Origin of the sequence: Aureitalea sp. L0-47 (genome assembly GCF_026126405.1) — a bacterium.
GTDB lineage: Bacteria > Bacteroidota > Bacteroidia > Flavobacteriales > Flavobacteriaceae > Pukyongia.
On record NZ_JAFMTQ010000001.1, the window covers coordinates 522,809 to 542,764 of the forward strand.

The window sequence follows — 19,956 nt, forward strand, 5'->3', positions numbered from 1 at the left end:
ATTTTGAATCTATACCAAACGTCCCGATTTTAAAAATGAGACGTTTTTTAGCACTAAGGAAAGTATCAATTTAGAATCTGAAACGTCTAAGTGTCAGATTTTAAGTGTTTTGGAGATTTTCCGGTAATTTTCTTCACGGTTCGGTTAAATGAAGCTTTCGAATTGAATCCTGCCTCAAATGCGAGACTTAAAAGGGTGTATTTGTCATTTTTCGGATTCTCGATCAATGATTTCAGCTCGATGAATCGGAGCTCGTTGATATAATCATTGAACTTCTTTCCGAATACAGTAGTTAGTGCTCGTGTTACTAAATATGATTTCACGCCGATTGCTTCAGAAAGTCCAGCAACTGATAAATCCTGGTTTTTAAACAACTTTCGTTCTGTCATTACTTCTGAAATTTTATCAGCAATATCCTGAAGTTGTAACCGATCCTTTTCTGAAAGAACGTCCACTTTTTTAAAGGCTATAGTATTTCTTCGCGCAAATCCTTCCAGTCCCAACCAATACGTAATCACCGCCATAATGATGAAGATGGGGTATCCGAAAAAGCTAAAAGCAGAGTCAAAAAATAGAAATTCGATCATTACTGTTAATGTAAAGGTCACCGAAAAAATAATGAGTGCAATCACCACACGCCTGATCCATTGGGTGTTCTCGGGTATTAACTTAAATCCTGGAATTTCAGGAGCTGATTTAAGTATTTTAAGAGATATGAAGGCGTAATAAATTATTAGTCCTCCAGAGATTATATGCATGGTTGGATAATGCATCCAAACCACGTAACCCCAGTAACCCAGCCAACTTAAACTTTCGCGTGTGCCATCCCAGTAAAAATTCTGTGATTTGATAAAGAAACTCCAAATCACCTCAATCATCACAGGAAGGAAATGTATCCAGTGCTTTAGTCTAAGTTTAAAGGTGGGATTTACATAGCTCAGCACAAAAAAATAGATTAGCGCACCGTAGATCCAGTTGTATTCTAATAAGAAATAATACCAGGTGTCATACCGACCTAAGCCAAAAAAATGCAGTATTTCGGCTATGAGTCGATAGGAAAAGAAAAACAGAATCGTTGCAAGAAAGCGATTGGCCGTTCGATGGATGGTTTGTGTGCGCCAAAGTATACCGCCATAGACTATTCCCTGGATGGCTCCTATAGCAAGTAAGATAACAAGAAGAATGATCTTTGTTTCCAACTGCTTAAAGATAAAAAAGATTAGGTAACGATGTACTTTTTATAATAACGAGTGAGATCTTCGGCTGAGGCCCCCATCCATTTTTTGATATGAATCATGGCAAAATGATATTGTAGTCTGAAAGTTCCATTCTTTCCGTATTTCCTTGCGGAAGTAACCACATAATCGTTAATGACCTTGAATTTATAATTGTCGTAGATCCTACCAATGAATTCACAATCCTCGTATACCTCAAAATCTTCATCAAATCCATTCAGCGAATCGAATAGATCCCTGGTAACGAACAGGGACTGATCACCACCTCGGCACGCCCTTACGTTAAAACGTGTAAACCACTGTGAAATGGTAAGTACCGGATGTTTATCGTCAAATTTCATTCGGAAGCATCCTGCTGGATTGCCCTTTTTAACTTCTTTCAGGATGGAAGTATCAAAACTAAGGGGAGGAAAGGAATCGGCGTGTAAAAAGTAAAGAATCTCACCCGAAGCATGCCCGGCACCCTTGTTCATTTGTTTAGCCCTGCCCTTATCAGAATGTAAAACATCGTATGAAAGAATGCTTCCATTGTTCTTATAATTGTTGGTAAGTTGGACAGTCTCATCGGTACTCCCTCCATCCACGATAATCACTTCCTGTATCATCCCTGACGTGCTTTTTTCATCGAGATGGCGTAAAATTACCTCGATATTGGCTGCTTCGTTTAAGACGGGAATGATAACGCTGATCATGAATTAAAGATAGGAAAGCTGTTACTGTTCATTTAAATTCCAGTTGTAATCTTTAAAGCCCAGATCTGCATCCGGAACCATTTTGTCATCTGTAAATTGGTTGATATAGCCTATCACGTCTACCTTTCCATCAACTTTAAAATCATTCTGATACCATTTGAAGATGGACGATAGTTTCGGTTGCCCGGAGTTGAGTTCATTTTTATTTCCGTTGATGAATTCCGAAGTAACTCTTTGCAGCTGCTCCTCCATTCGTGAAGGGACAAATGCTTCATTCAAGAGTTTCGGACAGGAAATCGACGCACAATTTATGGCGAAATGTATGCGTGGCTCGTTCATTTTCCGAAGAATACCATTTTCAATACCGCCCAGGGATAAATTCTTATTCCCAATAGGGACAATTCCTTTTGTCCAGGGTCCGTTAATATCCTTAATACTTTCAACAGGGTAGTTATCCAGGATCAACTGAACGGTATACGCGTTGTAAGTGTTAATATAGTAGGCAAGCAATTCTTCAACTGGCCATGATTCATTGGGAAGGGTTTCAGAAAGCATGATCAGGTATTGTCGCAAAGACGACTGATCCTTCTGAAAGCCCCGGTAGTTAACCAGACCATCCTCATCTACGTGTTTCTTAAGTAATTCATCCCAGACAGAGTGATCTACTATCTGCTGTTCCGGAGTAATACGAACAAGGTTGCCATCAACCAGCTTTGTCGGTTGCCCCTGACTGCTCAATCCGGCGGCCGAAAACAAGGCACATTGCTGACTGCTTAAGGCCAAAGTAAAGACAAGAAGGAGCTTTAGGATGTGTTTCATTGTTTTTACACGAATAACAGGCAATGTAATTTCGGAGGGCACATATTAACAGCAGCCTCCTCCATCGTAATGAAAGGTTGAATCGCTGATAAATATGTCATCCCTACCCAATGCTGCGAGGTTACCTGCTGTTTTGTCGCAAACGGCAATGGGCTGGTTCTTCAGTAAGATATGCCCGTTTTGGTCGTCCAGGTATTCCTCTTCGCCATAGTAGATCGCAGCCTTACCTGTAAAAATACAGGGGCCATCTTCTGGCATCGGATCCTTGATAGCGGCAACTTCAACCGATTCGATGTAAATAAGTTCGTCAGTAGGATAATTTTTCGGATCGAGAATGCGATAGGGTTTCCTGGCGCGAATCTCAATAGTTCCGAAGCCAACATCAGTGAGGGCTTTAACATACTCCTTGATGGGTAGACTTCCGCTCAGGCAGAGCGCCCTTAACCGGTCGTCGTTGCGGAGTGTGTCGTTCATGGGTTGCTCGCAGGTAGGATCGCTCATCACAAGTCTTCCATGAGGTTTCAGCACGCGATACATTTCTTCAATGGCTTTTTTAAGATCTTCTTCTTTGAAGATATTGAACAGGCAATTCTGAGCCGCCACATCGATGCTATTGTCTTCTACGGGCAGGTCCATGGCCGTTCCTTTTTTCAATTCAACAAATTCGCTCCTGAACCAAGGATTCAATTCTTCGGCTTCCTTGAAGTTCTTCCTGGAAGCTTCGAGCATTTCATCCACTACATCTACACCTACAACGCCGGCCTTCTGACGCGAGAAATAGGCGAACTGGAGAAGTTCCATTCCACCTCCAACTCCCACGTATAGCACTTTTGGGTCGTTAATAAGGTCACGCGCATGCACCGTACTTCCACATCCGTAATTCATCTCCTGCATTATCTTAGGAATCTTCAGGCCGGGTAATTCCCAGATCGGATTGGTAGTACAACACAAGCCAACATCAGGCGTTAGTGCGGCGTCTTTATATAAATCGTGGGTGGCTTCTAGGTAACTCATATTTTCAGTATTCAGTATTCAGTGTTCAGTGTTCAGTAAGCAGTATTCAGTATTCAGTGTTCAGTGTTCAGTGTTCAGTGTTCAGTGTTCAGTAAGCAGTATTCAGTAAGCAGTAAATATGTTGGATATATGTCTTAGTCTAATTACTAACTACTAATATCTAACATCTAATTTGTCATAGTTTTTCAATCAACTCGGTGAATATAGCGATCATGTCTGGTTCCGCTTTGGCTGCCATAGCCAGAATTTCCTGTATGTTCACCTTTTGCAAATGGTCCGGATCACATTCGTCGGTTAAAACCGATATAGCTGACACCCGAAGGCCTAAATGGTTGCAAACAATTACCTCGGGAATGGTACTCATCCCAATGGCATCAGCGCCAATAATTTTGAGGTAACGGTATTCTGCACGTGTTTCCAGCTGAGGTCCCACAACGGCTGCATAGACGCCTTTGTGCAGGGTAATATTTTTTTCTGAAGCGATCTTCTCTATCAGGTCGTTCATTTCCCTATCGTAGGGTTCGCTCATATCCACAAAACGCTCGCCCATTTTTTCAACTCCTTTGAAAGCCAGCGGAGAGCCCCCCTGCAAATTAATGTGGTCGTCGATAAGCATGATCTCACCCTTTCTAAAATCCGGGTCTAGAGCCCCTGAAGCATTGCTTACCAGCAGTCTTTTCACACCCAGTTTATGCATCACGCGAACGGGGAAGGTTACATCCTGAAGTGAATATCCTTCGTACACATGAAATCTTCCCTGCATTAGAACGACCTTCTTGCCACTCAGGGATCCATAGATCAGTTTCCCTGTATGAAATTCAACTGTGGCGGTAGGAAAGTAGGGGATGTGATTGTAGCTCATTTCAGCTTCAACTTCAACCGATTCCAGTATCTTTCCGAGTCCAGTACCCAGGATTATACCAACTTCCGGGGTGCCGAATCCACGGCCTCTAAGAAAATCTACAGCCTCTTCAATTTGATGTATCATTGGTTTTTAACTTCGTTTGCTTTTGTATATGGATTGAATATTTCGTGTTCCAGCAGATCTTCATACAGATCAATATCGTTTCTCATTGGTAAATAGAAAACCGACCGATCTTTGAAATCCGCAACCGTATCGTTAAAAACAGTATTTGTACCCCATTGCTTATTTTCGAATAGCTCCGGGTAAAGTTGATTCATTCCGAGGAGATAATATCCACCATCCTGGGCCTCACCGATAACTAGTTCCTTAGTATCCAGCGCCTCAAAAGCACTCTCAATGTCTTTACTGCTAATATCGTATATGTCACTACCGATGATCACGATCTTTTCATATCCATCCTTAAATCCCCTCTCAAAAGCATTTTTCATGCGATCACCCAAATCGTCACCCGACTGTAATTTTTTTTCATATACCGAGGGCTGCCATATGTCATCTTCCCATATGGTTTCAGAATAATAAACATGTTTATTTATAGTAAGGTCTCGAGTGATTTCAAAAGTATGGTTAAGGAGGAAATTGTAGATCTTGAGAGCTGCTTCGGCTCCTATAGTTGCCGCCAGCCTGGTTTTAACCTTTCCCAATTCGGGATTTCGGGTGAAAATTAGAAGGAGTGCTTTATTCATAGGCCTTTTCTCCTTTCAGTAGCCATTTCCCCCAGGCTCTTGAGAAAGGATGGACTTTTTCAGTTTCATTACCTGCAGAATCGACTACGGGATATTCCTTGTTTTTCCATTCGAAGATACCTCCGTAAAGGTTTTTCACATTGGTAAATCCGGCCTTTTTCAGTTTTCTCCCAATTTTCTCGGAACGAATTCCCAGGGAGCAATACACCACTACAAGGTCATCACCGGGTTTTATTTTTTTCAGGACTTCTTCAGAAGAAAACTTATTAAAACCAACATGGATGGCTCCTTCGATCTTGCTCACAGCAAATTCTTCAATTTCGCGGGAATCCAACAATATCACTTCATCATTCACCTGGAGCATTCGCAACTCTTCTACAGATATATAGGGGATCGAGCGGGTATTATATATACGCAACAGATCGCCTAATGATTCCTGTGCGAACCCCTGGAAGCCCATCAGAACAAGTAATATATTTAAGAATCGCAATTTCATAATCTATCAGGCTACAGTTCCCTGGCAACTGCTGCCGGCACCAGCCGTACACCCATAGCAGTGCTGGGAGATGATAATATTTCGGTCGTTCAGGATTGCCTCATTATAGTCTCTTATATGCTGAACTTTACTATCTACTTTGAGTTCCAGCATTTGGTTGAAATCGCAATCGTATAGCCAGCCATCCCAACTCACAGAAATGGTATTTGTGCACATAACATTTGCCACTGCAGAAGGATTGAATGCCTCTACCAGTTGGTACATGTAATCTTCGTAATTATCGGAAGCTATCAGGTAATCAAGGAATCGTGAAATAGGGAGGTTTGTAATGGCAAACAAATTATGGAACTGGATACCGAAGTCATCCATCAATGCTTTCTTGAAATCCTTTTCCATGCTCGCCTGGTCTCCTGGTAAGAATGCCCCACTTGGATTGTAAACAAGATCGAGCCTGAGATCACTTCCCGGCATTCCATACCCTACTTTATTAAGCATTTTTAGCGCCTCGATCGATGCATCGAAAACGCCATCCCCACGTTGTTTGTCGGTTTTTCCTCTAGTCCAGTGCGGCATTGAACTAACCACATGGACATTGTGTTTTTTGAAGAATTCCGGAAGATCGTGGTATTTTTTATTTGCCCTGATGATCGTTAGGTTACTGCGGACAATAAAATCCTGTATTCCCGCTTTACTCGCTTCTTCAACGAATCTTCTGAAGTTCGGATTCATTTCTGGAGCACCTCCGGTTAAATCCAGAGTGTGAGCACCTGTATTTCGAATTACCTCCAGGCATAATTCCATGGTTTCCCAGGTCATGATTTCCTTACGATCCGGGCCAGCATCCACATGGCAGTGTTCACATACCTGGTTACACATATAGCCTACATTGATCTGTAAGACTTCCAATGTCCCAGGTCGCAAAGGGAAATGTCCCGTCTCTTTAATTTTGTCGGCAAAAGTAGGTAGCTCCTCCACGAAAATTCCGTTCGAAAGGATCTGAAGCTGCCTGTTAGCCTGCGCAAGTTCACTGTGCCGCTTGTGCAGGGATTGGGTCTTTATCTTTGTCATAGCAATATTTGACTATCCGTCCAGTTTGTTCACTTTATTCATCATCATCACACCGTGCACCAGGGTCGCCCCACTTCGAATCGCTGCACCCACGTGGATCGCTTCCATCATTTCCTCTTTAGTCACCCCTCGTTGAAGCGAATCTTTGGTGTAGGCATCAATACAATATGGACATTGCTCCGTATGGGCTACTGCCAGGGCGATCAACGATTTTTCACGGGCTGTAAGAGCCCCCTCTTCGAACACTTTTCCGTAGTAGTCGAAGTATTTATTTCCCAGTTCTTCACTCCATTCGGTTATATCACCGAATTTCCGCAGGTCTTTAGGGTCGTAATAGGACATAAAAGAATTTTAAATAATACCAAAACCGAAATCATTTCGGCCTCTTCATGCTCGTAAATATAGGGAAGTAGTCTAAGAAATGTAAAAAAGCTTACGAAAGATTTTCGATCCTTCCATAACGACTATTTATAAGTCCAAATCTTGTCTCTAATCAAAGCTATAGGTAAGGCCAGTACTAAAATCGTATTGCGAATTAGGAATGCCCACGGCGGGGAAAACATCATAGGTGAAAGTGTATGATGTATTGAGCGCAAAATTTTTGAAAAGCATGACCAGGAGGGAGCTCTGACTCGATATTCGGTAATCACTGAATTTATCTATTCTTGGTTGATAGTAAGTTGTGCTAATGATTGTGATATTATCCGTTGGATATAAACTGAAGGACAGGTAGCTGCTTCCCCGGATGTCCTCTTGTATCGGAGTGATACCATCGGTTACCTTCTCGTGTTCATACATGGCTAAAATACCGAGGTAGAATTTATATTTTTCTGAAGTGGTTAGTTTGAACCTGGGACCTATACCCGCTAATCTTCTATAGTCGATAAGGTTGATCTTGTTATATTGCCCCTGAAGGAAAACCTCCCATGCGATGCGGTCATGAAAGCGGTAATTATAACGAAAGTGTATAATAAAGCTATTGTCGAAATCCTGTCCTTCAATTTTTTGAAATGCAATATCGTTCTTAAATAGTACCAGGTGTTTATTCATCTTATACTGAAGATGGATGTCACTGCTAATAGTTACAAAGTCGTTCACATTTCGCTTGAGAGCCAAAGAAGCACTTATCGACCCGGAAAAACCTGAAGTGTCCGTTACTTTCCGAAGAGATTCGGCATTCAGTATTTGCGCTTCAGCAGTACATATTGCACATAACAGAAACAGAAAAAGCAGTGATCTCATGGTTCATTTTGTTTATTAAAACTATAAATAAATATAAGATCCCGCAAAAGAGCTTTGGGGGATCTTAGAACAAAATATCGAATTATTACGTTTTTACTGGAAAAATATATAAGTGGATACTACGATTATAACAATAACAAAGCCAACAAGTTTTACGTACTTCCATTGGGTAATATCCACTTGTTTGGTATGTACCTGAACATAGTCGGTCGATCGAGGATAGAACTTTCCAATAACAAGCATCAGCAGCACATTAAAGACGAATAGAATCGCCATTACGTGCAGAAAATGAGGGTAATCCTGTCCATACATTGGAGCCAGAACAAACTGACTTATAGTATAGAGAATAACGCCAGACAAGATAGCGACCTTGGCGGCGATTGCGGGCACTCGCTTGGTAAGATAACCCACTACGATGATCGTAAGGATAGGGATGCTGTAACAGCCGTTAACTTCCTGAAGATAACCGAATAATCCTGCTGGGGCATTGGCGATGAAAGGAGCAATGATCATGGAGGCTAATGCTAAGAAAATCCCAAAGAGTTTTCCTTTCCATACAATAGTCTTTTCATCTGCTTCTTTATTGAAGTACTCCTTGTAGATATCTACACCAAAAAGGGTCACAGAGCTGTTTAGTGCGGAATTGAACGAACTCAAAATAGCTCCGAATAATACAGCTGCGAAGAAACCTACCAATGACGCCGGTAAGACTTCTCTAACTAATGTTGGATACGCCTGATCTGCATTGGTGATCTGACTTTCATATAGATAAAAAGCAATGATACCAGGCAGTACAACGATGAGTGGTCCCAATATTTTAATAAAGGCGGCAATCATGAGTCCTTTCTGTCCCTCTTTAAGATTTTTTGCTGCAAGCGCTCTTTGGATAATGGCCTGGTTTGTTCCCCAGTAGAATAATTGCACGAGCATCATACCGGTAAATATAGTTCCGAAAGGAATGGATGAATCTGAATCTCCGGCGGCAACAAACTTCTGCGGTAGTTTATCCATCAATTCGGTTATTCCGGCACTTACACTGCCATCGCCAATTTCCCAAAGTCCAAATACAGGGATCATCAGACCACCGATCAGCAATCCAACAGCATTTACTGTATCCGATACAGCGACCGCCTTTAGTCCACCAAAAATAGCATAGAGAGAACCAACAATTCCGATACCCCAAACACAAAGCCATAGTGAGGCGGTTTCAGAAATTCCAAAGGCCTCCGGAACATTAAACATGGTACTTATAGCTAAACCTCCGGAATAGAGTACGATCGGTAAGAGAACTACCATATATCCCGAAAGGAATAAGCCTGAAGTTATTGCTTTGGTGCCCTTGTCGTAGCGTCTTTCCAGGAACTGCGGCACTGTGGTAATACCACCTTTTAAGTAACGCGGCAACAGAAAAACGGCTGTAACCACTATCGCGATGGCCGCAAGTGTTTCCCATGCCATAACCAGAATACCTTCTGCGTACGACTGTCCGTTAAGTCCAACGATCTGTTCTGTAGATAGGTTGGTTAACAGCAGGGACCCTGCGATTACAAAAGCGGTTAAACTTCTTCCGCCCAGAAAATATCCATCCGAACTGGTTTCATCAGTTTTGCGGGTGGCCCACCAGGAAATAACTCCTACAAGGATCGTAAATGCTAAAAATGTAATAATGGTCATAATTACTATATGATAGTTAGAATTCTAAGAAATTCGATAATTCCGTTGCAAAATCAGGGATTCGTCCTACATTTTGTAATTTAATGGCGGCCATTTTAAGACCTGTTTTTAATTGTTCCTCTTTCGATTTACCCGCTAAGGTAGCAAAAAGAAAACCAGACCAAAAAGCATCTCCAGCACCTGTGGCGTCCATAATCTTTTCCACTTTCAGAGCCGAGAATTGGATCACTTCCTTTCCGCGTTCACTAAGCTTGGCGCCGTCTTTCCCCAATGTTAGACATACTACATCAACTCCGAGCCCATGTATATACTCGAAGATCTCTTCGTGATTCATACCTGGGCCAAATAGCCTGTCAACGTCGTCCTGACTCACCTTTACTATCGGGTTCAGACTGCAGTATTCAGTAATAGTATTTGTAGCGGCTTTCGTATCCGGCCAGATCTTTTCAGAATAGTTAATATCAATGCTTAATTGACAACCCAACTCGGCCGCACGTCTGGCGCTTTCGAGTATGGTTGACCTTGCTGGTTCTTTGCTCAGGGCAAAACAGGACGTATGAAAGATCTTGCATTTTTTCAGTTTCTCTTCTGATATCTGATCCCAGATTATTTCAGAATCAGCACCTCTTAGCGCAACGAACTCAGGCGTTCCCGTAGTTCGAGAAACAAATATCACCGTGGTAGGAACACTTTCAGAAACACGAATACTCTCGGTATTTACATTGTTCTCAGCAAATCGTTTCATGATATATTCACCAAAGCCGTCATCGCCAATGGTGGCTACCATTTCTACATTGACCCCGAGCCGTGACATATTCATAGCCACATTGGTTGGGGAGCCGCCAAGGTAACGGTGATAATCTTTGGTCTTGCTTATTGGGTGTTCCGGTTGAGTTCCAATGAAGTCGATCAATGTCTCGCCAACACTTAAGATGTCGATTGTACGTTCACTCATCAATTAGAAATTAAAAAAGTTTATCAGGTGATTCCAGGTCATTCAGTTTTTGAAGATATTCTTCGTGCAACAAAGATATACCGTATTGGTAGGAAGCGTTCATCCAACCAAAGCCTTCCCTGGTAATGTACTGAAACTCGGTTCCAACGTTACCATACTCAGCGAAGACCTTATGTGTGGCGATCACAACATCATACTTCTCGGGTATCGTGCCATTGTAATCAACGGCATTACGAGTTATCATATACAACCAGCGGTAAACAAGTTCCTGCATTTCATTATCGAATTTGTACATTTTCAGTCCTTTCCAGATCATCATCTGGTGAGGAGCCCATCCATACGGATAATCCCATTGTTTTTGAGGTCGGTGCTCAGAGATCTCACCCCTGCTTTCCTCGTCACAGGAAGCAATTCCCCCTTTTTCTTTGAGAAGTCTAATGCCGTTTCGGACCAACTGAGAGGCCTGTTTTGGACTGCATAAACCCGCCCACATAGGTGTAAAAATCGTTGCTGAAACAAATATATTCTGAGCTCCCTCTTCAATATTGAAATCGAAATACATGCCTTTTTCATCATTCCAGAGTAGGGAATTCATTCGTTCTTTTCGGTCGGCAGCCTTGTGTTTCCAGTAGGCAGAATTATATTTATTGTCATTGTATTCGAAGGAATCATTGAATTGGTCTTGGATCAGTTTTGAGAAGTCAATTTCATACTGATATAGGAAGGCGTTGAGTTCAACAGGAATAATATCTGCGCACATACCTTCAAGTCGGTAAGAAGTATCATGACCCGATTCACGAACACTGCGGTCGTGCACAAAGTAGTGGTCTAGTACTTCGTTATCTATTTTTCCTTCGGAATATAACTTCTCGTATTCCTCCAGGGTCATTCCTGCTTCGTCTGCGTATTTCCCAAACACATGATGAAAATGACCTGCTTCGGCTTCCGGTGGTTTACCGAGGCCTTCAGCCAGGTAGCGGTTTAGACCAAAGCCCGTGAGTCGCTCTCCCGGAACCATCCACACGGTTTCGTACTCTTTGATGGCGGTTTTTAAGTGGCTTTCCAACCACTTTTTATCGCCAGTTACTTCAAATACTTCGGAGATCATCCTCGTATAGAACGGAGGTTGGGTACGGGTGAGGTAGTAGGAACGGTTTGCATTAAGGATCTTGCCGTAATGCTCTATTTCGTATTGAAAATTATCGGCCATAGCTTTTGCAAGTTCGGCCTTCCCGTCGAGTATAAGTCCGATGGATTCAAAGTAGCTGTCCCAGCCGTACATTTCGTTGAACCTTCCGCCGGGAACTACAAAAGGCACACCTTTAATCACACCATCTTTTTCTTCCAGTTTCAAAGATAGAATACCGGGTTTGTCGTTCAGTGACCGAACGTATTCAGGAGTGATTTTCTCAGGGAGTCGAATCACCTCAAGCGGCATATTCTTTTTTAATTCTGAATAATAATCGAAAGCGAGGTCATCTTCAAAAGGAACATAGACATTCAGTACGGTAAGCTCATCGAGTGTCTCATTCTTGCTATCGTTCAGCAAGGTTTCAATGCCATTGGCATCCATAGATCGAGTTAGCCCCTGCCAGAAATAGTCACGAATCATTCGGGACACTCGTTGAACCGGCGGCTCTTCAAGATGTTCCAGGGGAATAGTAGCAGTGCTTTTACCTTCATTTTTAGCGATCACCAGTTCCTGTAATAAATTAGATAGATGGTAAGTACCTTTCAGGCTGTGCGAAGTTCCATCCTTAGCCTGGATAACAAACTCACCAGGGCCACTGTCTTCAATGGTGATCTTTTTATCGTTATCGGTGTCTTCCTGGGCGAGAAGTTGCTCCAGTGTAGTTGCTATGTCGAGTTCAAAGATCATGATTGGTTGGCCACTTCCTGTTTTTTAATGAGTCTTTTTATAAGCACTACGGAAATAATTAATAAAACAATTGGGATGATCAGGAAATAAAACGCTTTGGCCCCGCCTATGTTTTCAAATAGTTCACCTACTATCCTGGATCCTAATGTACCACCTAAAGCAGAAAAAATGATGATCAACCCTGACATGGGTGAATGAAGGCTCTTAGGTAAATGACTGAGAACAGTACTGTTCAGCAACGGATATATTGGGGCTATGAACAAACCGATAAGTGGCAGAACATATCCCAGAAAAGGAACTTTAGCCAATGTGTTAATTGTAAGGGTTTCACCTTCGGGTTTTAATTGTGGTAAGACCGCCAGTAAAATACCCACTGCAAGTATTGAACAAACTATTATAATTCGTTCCCATGCTATTTTCTTGGACATCCACCCGGCAATAAAACGGCCTAATGCCAGTGAAATGGCCAGGATAGCGGCCATGTTTACGCTTAATTTTGGAGAAAAGGAGAAGATCTTTTCATTAAATCTCGGCAGCCAGGTCATGATACCTTGTTCGATCATTACAAAGAAGAAGGCCGAAAATATAAAAACCAATACCAGTGGTAGTGCCAGAAGTCCAAAGGAGTTCTTAATGTCTTCTTTAAGGTTATTTCCCGAAGTCTCTACGGGAACATTGAGTTTAGAGAACAATAAGAGGATAAATGAAATACCGATTAGAATACAAAGTACCGGGTAGACTCGAATCCATGCATTCGGATCCGTATCGCTAAAAAATGCTGGGAAAATGAAGTACGCACTGGCAATACCCACCATAAAAAACCCTTCTATCGAACTCATCAAAGAGGAGTGTTGTTGGGGGGTTTCGGTAACTATTCCAATTAAGGTGTAGACTGAAAGTTTTATGAGCGCGAAACTAACACCAATGGTTAGAAACAACATCTTCGCAGTTGCGAATGTATTTCCGAAGTACATTCCAATACATCCGCCAAACACGATTAATAATGCCATGAGCATTGCCCGTTTATAACCAAATCTAGGAAGAAATGATGCTACCAGGAAAGAGACTACTGCAATTGGCAGATCTTTAAATGCCTCAAGAAGAGATGCCTGTGATTCAGTTACCTTGTACACCTCGATCGATCGGGCAATTACAATACCCACACTATTCAATAGAATAGCGAAGACAAAATAATTGACGAAAATGGAAACTTTTATTCCTAGATTTTTCATAGGTGATCTTCTTTTTCCTTCGGAAGTTTGAGTCGTATCGCGAGAATGGAAGCGATTATAAAGAACACACCTCCGAAAAGTATAGCATTCACCGCGTTGTCCCCAAGTAGATTCTTGATAATAGGCCCAAAGCTTACTGTCTGGATAAGCATTGGGATCACTATCATCATATTCACAATTCCCATATAAACCCCTCGTCTGTCTTCAGGGATGACCTTTGAAACCATGGCGTAGGGAATTCCCATCATCGCCGCCCAACCAATTCCGAAGAGTATCATCGGGGCCAAAAGAATGTATTCATCTTTGATAAAAGGCATACTCAACATTGCTATACCGGTGATTACAAGGCTGAGTACGTAAACCCATTTGGATCCAACTCTTCTGGCCAGTGGCACGAGCGCCAAAGCCACCAGCATGGTAACAAGGTTGTATGTTCCGTTCATGAGACCCGTTTGTGCAAGTGCCTGTTCAGAGAGCAGTTGAATATTTTGGGCAAACGACTGATCGGCAGTTGCAATGACTTCCCCGGCTTCACAGGCCTCCATAATGCCTTCGTATTTTTGATAATCGGTGTTCGCAATTCCATACAAACTGGTGCGTAACATTGGTGTTATGAACTGCCAGTAGCAGAAGAGTGCATACCACTGGAAGAAATAAACCCCGGCAAGCGTCCACATCATTTTTGGCATGTCGCCAACCGCTTCAGTTGTTTCTATGAAGGGTGCGAGTAGATCTCCCATCCTTTTGGCGAATGGATTGGCCTGGTGATTCTTTATCCAACGATATATGATGTACACCCATATCAACGCTAAGAGAAGTATCACGATCACCAGGACGTTGTAATCTTCTAAAAGCTCCGGCAAGAAGAATCTGGCTACAAATCCTAGTGCTATTGGTAGTGTTAATAGTACAACCAGTACAGAGATTATCTGGATGAGAGCATTAGGCTTATCTTTATTGAACTCCCGGATACCATTTAATTCTTCGTCGGAAGGCGGAATTTCCGGAGTTTTCCAAACGGACCAAAGTACGGTTCCTATGGATGCGATCGCACCCAGAAAGAAGGAATAATATACCCATGTTGGGATAGCGGTCACTGTTTCGACGGCAGTAGAACATAAAGCTGCGCCTTCTTCAGCAGGAACACTAAACCAATCCTGGAAGAGGAATAACGAGAAGTTAGCAATCGTAATCCCGGCTCCTACAAACAAACTCTGCATCTGGTAACCGAAAGTGAGCTGCTCATCAGGTAGTTTATCCCCTATAAACGCCCTGTATGGTTCCATTGCTGTATTATTTCCGGCATCCAGTAACCATAAGAGTCCTACGGCGAACCATAATTCCGGACTGAAAGGAAAGGCAAACAAACACAAACTGGCGATGATAGCCCCGATCATAAAGAACGGCTTTCGTCGTCCTCCCCATTTCGGTATCCATGTCTTGTCAGATATAGCCCCGATCAATGGTTGAATCAATAGCCCTGTTACCGGACCTGCCAAATTCAGCAAAGGAAGCTCGTCATGAGCGGCACCAAGGAATGAAAATATAGGATTGACAGCCGTCTGCTGGAGACCGAAACTAAACTGAATTCCGAAGAACCCAACATTCATATTCCAGATCTGCCAAAAGGTGAGTTTTGGTTTCTTGATCATCTAATTTGGTTTAGCCTTAGTTAGAGGTAGCCGAAAACTGAGTTTTCAACTATGTAATATCCGTATTTTTTGAGAAAAATGTAAATATGAAACCGATTTAATACCGAATTCTAAACGAAATCGTTATCGAAAGCCTTGAGAATCGGTAATTCCTATTTTCTTGCGTTTTGGATTTGAATTAAAGCTATGTACATGAACACTATTCCCGAAGCCGTATATCCCATTTGGGTCTTACCCTCGAAGGAGAAGTCTTGTGCGTTCAGATATTCGTGGAAGTCCCAGCTATCATCTCCCGAAACTCGTTGTGTGAATTCGGCGATAATCCTCTCCGCTTCATCAGGCATACCGGAATGAGTAAGTCCAAGACAAAATAGTCCCATCCAAACAGGCCAGATTCCACCATTGTGAAAATATCCCGGTTTGTTTTTGAAATCGTAGGAGTAATTTCCCTCCAGTAAATTCCAGTCGGGACTCTGCTTGTCTATAATTGGCCAGAAAGCAGGGATCAGATGGCTTCCAACTTCCGTTTTTAGATTGTTCAGATAGTTTTGCAAAGCTGTTTTTTGTTCTGAATTAGGCGGCATCAATTCCAGAGCAAAGGCCATCCCGGCGGCGTCAAAGCGCATATCGTAATATCCAGGCAAGATAAATGAGGCGTAGTGACCTGGATTGGAGGCTGCGGCCTTCTTATAAGCATTCTTATGATAAATATGTTTGGAATCTGAATTTTGTGACGGCCAGAAGTTGGTTCGGGTGCGTTCCTTGAAGGTCTCCCAATCTGCCCATTGTTCTCCATTGATCCCACTCCACAATTGTTCGCCCAGGATCCGCAGCATGTTGTCGTACAATGTATAGCCATGAATAGGATATTCGTCTGCCCAGTTCCCGCTAAGCGGTGTATAGATCCACCCCTTATCGTTGAATTCAACCGTATTTAGAAATCTTCGACATTTTTGAACAGCTGGCCTCAGAAGATTCCAGGTAGCTTCATCCCGCGTCTCACCGTAATACATACAGCAACCTATTATGAACCAGGTGTTGGCATCGATGCGCCCGGCAAGTGAGCCGTAGGAAACATCGTCTGAATTATCCGGGAGTACGTTGCTCGGAATCATGCCCAGTTCGTGTTGGGCCTTTGCCAGAGTGAGGAGTGAATTCTTTAGTCCTTCGATGATCTTTTCATCCTTGATCAATATACCGGCAAATCCGCATACAACAGAATCCCTGGCCCAGATACGTTTATAATTATCCGCAGCAATGGTGCTGGCAAGGATGCCGTTTGGGGTTGTGAGTCGGTAAATTAACTGAACCGCCTCGTACAATAAAGGATGCAATGCCTCCATTTATTTTTGCATTAGGCTTATAGCGAATCCGCCTCCGGCCGCCATGTTGATCTCAATTTCTGAAGTGTAAGTTATATCCATGTTTTCAATTTCGTATGCTTCCGGGTTGGTCTCGTAATGGGCGTCTGCAGCATCTTTATAAATGGTAGCAATATAGGTTTTTCCTTCTTCAAGGAAATCGAATTTCACACTAACTGTCCTACTGTTTTCATCCGAAATTCCACCAACAAACCAGTTTCCGGTTCCTTTTTCTTTTCTCGCGATCACTACATGATCTGCTACTTCGGCATCCAGTACTTCAGTCGCATCCCAATCAACACCTACATCGGCGATAAACTGAAATGCCGGATGGATCTCTCCTTCAAGCATATAGTGCTCTGGAAGGTCGCAAGCCATTTGGATCGGACTGTAAATCACTACATAAAGTGCTAACTGATGGGCAAGTGTAGTGTTTACCTGGTTGTCCGGTTTGAATTCATCAAATTTTATATTGAAAACTCCAGGTGTGAAATCGATCGGACCGGAAAGCATCCTGGTAAAAGCCACTATAGATAAATGCTCCGGAGGATTTCCACCGTCGGTGGCCCAGGCGTTGAATTCCTGTCCTCTCAATCCCTCTCTTGCAATGGCGTTCGGATAAGTTCTTCGTTTTCCCGTAGCCTTTATGGGTTCGTGGGCGTTGATGGCGATTTTTTTGGCTGCCGCTTTGGTGAGTACTTTTTCGTAGTGGTTCACCATCCATTGTCCGTGATGATATTCTCCTTCAGGAATGATCTTTCCAACATATCCGGTCTTCACTGAATTCATATTGTTGGCCTTCATGAAATTGTAGGCCTCTTCCATTTGTTTCTCGTAGGTTCTTGGTGCAGCCGAAGTCTCATGGTGCATGATCACTTCCACGCCCTTCTCCTTGGCGTAAGCCATCACTTCATCAAAATCGTAATCGGGGTAGGGGGTCATGAAATCGAAAACACCTTCCCGGTCATCGGTATTGATCCATTGATCCCAACCTGTATTCCATCCTTCAACCAGCAGTCCTTTTATACCATTGGCAGCGGCGAAGTCGATATATCGTTTGGCGTTTTCTGTAGTCGCTCCATGAGTCTTTGACCCTTGCTGTCCTTCGATATAGGTGCTCATATCCTGGCTACCTTCCATATCCCAGGTGGATTTACCTATATGCATTTCCCACCAGATTCCAACATACTTCATCGGTGTGAAATAACTTACGTCACCAATAGCGTTAGGCTCGTTGAGGTTCAGCAGCATCTTCGATTCGATTAGGTCGCCGGCATTTTCTTCGATCTGAATAGTTCGCCATGGTGTATTAAAAGGAAGTTCCACTTTGGCCTTTCCGCCTAATCTTTCGGAACCTACCAATTCACTCTCCATTTCGAATGTATCGTTGTTCACTTTTAAGGTCATACCAGAGTAGTTGGTAAGATCCGCTTCGTGGAAGCTGAGGTACAAGCCGTTGTCGGTTTTCATGGTTACGGGCGTATTCACAGCATTCTCGGGAATGTATGTAGCGATCAGGTTAGGGTGATCGCGTTTGGCGATGGCGTCTATCTCAGAAAAATTCGTCTCGTTGTACAGATGCTCATATATGTCCCAGTCTCCCGGTTGCCACCATACGCGATGATCTCCTGTTAAATTGAACTGGGTGTTCTCATCCATCACTAGTACTTCAGATACGCCTTCCATGGCCGGAATTTCATAACGGAACCCAAGTCCGTCATCGAATACGCGAAATACGATATTTAGGCTCCTTGCTGATTGGCCGGTTTCCTTCAATCGTAATGTGAGCTCGTTGTATTTATTCTGAACCGTTGCCTGCTCTCCCCATGGCATGTCCCAGCTGGTATCTATCGTTTTCATGTCCGAAGAAACAAGTTCGAAACCGTCTTTTAACGAAGGAACGTCCTTGAAATCGAAACTCATATAAGAGGTGTCAATGATCATTTCCTGTTTGTGCATCACCGTATAAGATGGTTGTCCGGTAGCTGAAAGATTGAAGCTGACTTCAATAGTACCATCAGGTGAGGAAACTGTTGTTTCAGCCTGTTTTGAACAGGATATTAAAACGGTTAGAAGGATAATAGTGCTGAGAAATAGTGAGATTTTACGATTCATATGGTTCTATTTTATTCGTCTAAAGGTAAGAAAATAAGAGCTTTCCAGAGGAGTGGATCACCTCCTGAATGGGGGTCGTTCAAATAAATCTCAAGTGGTAATTTCTGAACAACTCTTTCAAATTTTTCGGCATGTTCCAAGAGATAATACCAAGCCTTATTTGATATTCTGTAATTACCGTTGAATTCTGCCTTGATGCCATTTACAGGCTCTGTGGTCTTTAGCCGCACAGTAGGATGTGTTGGCATACTATCTCGCTTCTTTAGAGGGAAACAGAAATTAAAGTCGATTACCCCTGCGTTTTCATCCCAGTGTGTTACCTCAAGAAATGGATCACCATTAAGTGAAAGATCATTGCCTTTAACATAATCCATGATTTCATTAATCCCACTCAGCATAGTGGAAGCTTTTGCCTCAACCCTTGAACTTAAGGGAAGATAGGCACAATAAATAGCTGCTATTGTCGAGTCTTTAATGCTATGGACTTTATAAGTTTCAGAGTTAAGTTGCAATGCCTTTGCAACGGTTTCTGTATTTCTAAGACTTCGTTTCACAAAATCATTATTTCCAAAGGGAACCTTGATCTTCTGAATGAAATTATCATTTTCATCCGTGATATACGCAGTTACTTTGGTTCCTTTGGGATGTCTTTTTTCAATTCGCCATTGATAGGTAAAAAGCGAATCACCCACACCTACTTCTTGAATGATTTCCGAATAAGACTTTTTCGAAAGTGTTTTTAACTGAAGGTCATCCCTGTCATAATTTTCCCAATCAAGGATGTGGTTGAATACAAGTGAAGCAGGTTGGTCGCTTCGGAAAGAGACCTGGTAATGGTGGTCTTTAAGAAAAAAATACCACAAGCCGGTGGCCAGGATAGCAAAAACAAGTATCCATTTCAACCGACGCATCAT

At 42.6% G+C, this 19,956-nt stretch carries 18 protein-coding genes; all 18 read right to left on the reverse strand.

What is annotated here, in order from left to right:
* Positions 1–86 precede the first annotated feature (86 nt).
* The 18 genes from J1N09_RS02325 to J1N09_RS02410 all read right to left on the reverse strand — a co-directional run bounded on the left by J1N09_RS02325 (position 87) and on the right by J1N09_RS02410 (position 19,956).
* Positions 87–1,199, reverse strand: a complete 1,113-nt coding sequence (locus J1N09_RS02325) for a helix-turn-helix domain-containing protein (protein ID WP_265197829.1) — start codon at positions 1,197–1,199, stop codon at positions 87–89.
* Between the two features lie 20 nt (positions 1,200–1,219).
* Entirely contained in the window at positions 1,220–1,927 is a 708-nt protein-coding gene (locus tag J1N09_RS02330) for a TIGR04283 family arsenosugar biosynthesis glycosyltransferase (RefSeq protein WP_265197831.1), read from the reverse strand.
* 21 nt (positions 1,928–1,948) lie between these two features.
* The gene (locus J1N09_RS02335) at positions 1,949–2,746 is read right to left on the reverse strand and encodes a DUF547 domain-containing protein (protein WP_265197833.1); all 798 of its coding nucleotides are present in this window, start codon (positions 2,744–2,746) and stop codon (positions 1,949–1,951) included.
* A 45-nt stretch (positions 2,747–2,791) separates the two neighbouring features.
* Positions 2,792–3,760, reverse strand: a complete 969-nt coding sequence (gene arsM, locus J1N09_RS02340; protein ID WP_265197835.1) for an arsenosugar biosynthesis arsenite methyltransferase ArsM — start codon at positions 3,758–3,760, stop codon at positions 2,792–2,794.
* Between the two features lie 175 nt (positions 3,761–3,935).
* Positions 3,936–4,748 (reverse strand): purine-nucleoside phosphorylase, encoded by an 813-nt coding sequence (locus J1N09_RS02345; protein WP_265197836.1) that lies wholly within the window; start codon positions 4,746–4,748, stop codon positions 3,936–3,938.
* The gene (locus J1N09_RS02350; protein WP_265197838.1) at positions 4,745–5,368 is read right to left on the reverse strand and encodes a TIGR04282 family arsenosugar biosynthesis glycosyltransferase; all 624 of its coding nucleotides are present in this window, start codon (positions 5,366–5,368) and stop codon (positions 4,745–4,747) included. The genes J1N09_RS02345 and J1N09_RS02350 overlap by 4 nt, the downstream gene beginning before the upstream one ends.
* Positions 5,361–5,864, reverse strand: a complete 504-nt coding sequence (locus tag J1N09_RS02355; RefSeq protein WP_265197840.1) for a rhodanese-like domain-containing protein — start codon at positions 5,862–5,864, stop codon at positions 5,361–5,363. The genes J1N09_RS02350 and J1N09_RS02355 overlap by 8 nt, the downstream gene beginning before the upstream one ends.
* Positions 5,865–5,870: 6 nt before the next feature.
* The gene (arsS, locus tag J1N09_RS02360; protein ID WP_265198107.1) at positions 5,871–6,923 is read right to left on the reverse strand and encodes an arsenosugar biosynthesis radical SAM (seleno)protein ArsS; all 1,053 of its coding nucleotides are present in this window, start codon (positions 6,921–6,923) and stop codon (positions 5,871–5,873) included.
* A gap of 21 nt (positions 6,924–6,944) precedes the next feature.
* Positions 6,945–7,274, reverse strand: a complete 330-nt coding sequence (locus tag J1N09_RS02365; RefSeq protein WP_265197842.1) for an arsenosugar biosynthesis-associated peroxidase-like protein — start codon at positions 7,272–7,274, stop codon at positions 6,945–6,947.
* Between the two features lie 147 nt (positions 7,275–7,421).
* Complete coding sequence (locus J1N09_RS02370; RefSeq protein ID WP_265197844.1) at positions 7,422–8,174, reverse strand: YdiY family protein; 753 nt, start codon at positions 8,172–8,174, stop codon at positions 7,422–7,424.
* Positions 8,175–8,267: 93 nt separating this feature from the next.
* Positions 8,268–9,848, reverse strand: coding sequence for a solute:sodium symporter family transporter (locus J1N09_RS02375; RefSeq protein WP_265197845.1), 1,581 nt, complete (start codon positions 9,846–9,848; stop codon positions 8,268–8,270).
* 16 nt (positions 9,849–9,864) lie between these two features.
* The gene (locus J1N09_RS02380; RefSeq protein WP_265197847.1) at positions 9,865–10,803 is read right to left on the reverse strand and encodes a carbohydrate kinase family protein; all 939 of its coding nucleotides are present in this window, start codon (positions 10,801–10,803) and stop codon (positions 9,865–9,867) included.
* Positions 10,804–10,813: 10 nt separating this feature from the next.
* The gene (locus J1N09_RS02385) at positions 10,814–12,682 is read right to left on the reverse strand and encodes an alpha,alpha-trehalase (RefSeq protein ID WP_265197849.1); all 1,869 of its coding nucleotides are present in this window, start codon (positions 12,680–12,682) and stop codon (positions 10,814–10,816) included.
* Positions 12,679–13,914, reverse strand: coding sequence for an MFS transporter (locus J1N09_RS02390; RefSeq protein ID WP_265197851.1), 1,236 nt, complete (start codon positions 13,912–13,914; stop codon positions 12,679–12,681). Before J1N09_RS02390 ends, J1N09_RS02385 begins: the two co-directional genes overlap by 4 nt.
* Positions 13,911–15,566 carry an MFS transporter gene (locus J1N09_RS02395; protein ID WP_265197852.1) on the reverse strand — a complete coding sequence of 552 codons (1,656 nt, stop codon included), beginning with the start codon at positions 15,564–15,566 and terminating at the stop codon, positions 13,911–13,913. Before J1N09_RS02395 ends, J1N09_RS02390 begins: the two co-directional genes overlap by 4 nt.
* Before the next feature lie 152 nt (positions 15,567–15,718).
* Positions 15,719–16,909: a glycoside hydrolase 100 family protein gene (locus J1N09_RS02400; protein WP_265197854.1), complete on the reverse strand. Its 1,191-nt coding sequence runs from the start codon at positions 16,907–16,909 to the stop codon at positions 15,719–15,721.
* Positions 16,910–19,042 (reverse strand): glycoside hydrolase family 97 protein, encoded by a 2,133-nt coding sequence (locus J1N09_RS02405; protein WP_265197856.1) that lies wholly within the window; start codon positions 19,040–19,042, stop codon positions 16,910–16,912.
* Between the two features lie 11 nt (positions 19,043–19,053).
* Complete coding sequence (locus J1N09_RS02410) at positions 19,054–19,956, reverse strand: hypothetical protein (protein WP_265197858.1); 903 nt, start codon at positions 19,954–19,956, stop codon at positions 19,054–19,056.

What these genes read in the sequence shown, in the direction of transcription:
- J1N09_RS02390 (WP_265197851.1), bottom strand. Translation starts at nt 13,914, where the DNA reads ATGAAAAATCTAGGAATAAAAGTTTCCATTTTCGTCAATTATTTTGTC.
- J1N09_RS02400 (WP_265197854.1), bottom strand. Translation starts at nt 16,909, where the DNA reads ATGGAGGCATTGCATCCTTTATTGTACGAGGCGGTTCAGTTAATTTAC.
- J1N09_RS02345 (WP_265197836.1), bottom strand. Translation starts at nt 4,748, where the DNA reads ATGATACATCAAATTGAAGAGGCTGTAGATTTTCTTAGAGGCCGTGGA.
- arsM (WP_265197835.1), bottom strand. Translation starts at nt 3,760, where the DNA reads ATGAGTTACCTAGAAGCCACCCACGATTTATATAAAGACGCCGCACTA.
- J1N09_RS02385 (WP_265197849.1), bottom strand. Translation starts at nt 12,682, where the DNA reads ATGATCTTTGAACTCGACATAGCAACTACACTGGAGCAACTTCTCGCC.
- J1N09_RS02405 (WP_265197856.1), bottom strand. Translation starts at nt 19,042, where the DNA reads ATGAATCGTAAAATCTCACTATTTCTCAGCACTATTATCCTTCTAACC.
- J1N09_RS02350 (WP_265197838.1), bottom strand. Translation starts at nt 5,368, where the DNA reads ATGAATAAAGCACTCCTTCTAATTTTCACCCGAAATCCCGAATTGGGA.
- J1N09_RS02410 (WP_265197858.1), bottom strand. Translation starts at nt 19,956, where the DNA reads ATGATGCGTCGGTTGAAATGGATACTTGTTTTTGCTATCCTGGCCACC.
- J1N09_RS02380 (WP_265197847.1), bottom strand. Translation starts at nt 10,803, where the DNA reads ATGAGTGAACGTACAATCGACATCTTAAGTGTTGGCGAGACATTGATC.
- J1N09_RS02330 (WP_265197831.1), bottom strand. Translation starts at nt 1,927, where the DNA reads ATGATCAGCGTTATCATTCCCGTCTTAAACGAAGCAGCCAATATCGAG.
- J1N09_RS02375 (WP_265197845.1), bottom strand. Translation starts at nt 9,848, where the DNA reads ATGACCATTATTACATTTTTAGCATTTACGATCCTTGTAGGAGTTATT.
- J1N09_RS02335 (WP_265197833.1), bottom strand. Translation starts at nt 2,746, where the DNA reads ATGAAACACATCCTAAAGCTCCTTCTTGTCTTTACTTTGGCCTTAAGC.
- J1N09_RS02370 (WP_265197844.1), bottom strand. Translation starts at nt 8,174, where the DNA reads ATGAGATCACTGCTTTTTCTGTTTCTGTTATGTGCAATATGTACTGCT.
- J1N09_RS02365 (WP_265197842.1), bottom strand. Translation starts at nt 7,274, where the DNA reads ATGTCCTATTACGACCCTAAAGACCTGCGGAAATTCGGTGATATAACC.
- J1N09_RS02355 (WP_265197840.1), bottom strand. Translation starts at nt 5,864, where the DNA reads ATGAAATTGCGATTCTTAAATATATTACTTGTTCTGATGGGCTTCCAG.
- J1N09_RS02395 (WP_265197852.1), bottom strand. Translation starts at nt 15,566, where the DNA reads ATGATCAAGAAACCAAAACTCACCTTTTGGCAGATCTGGAATATGAAT.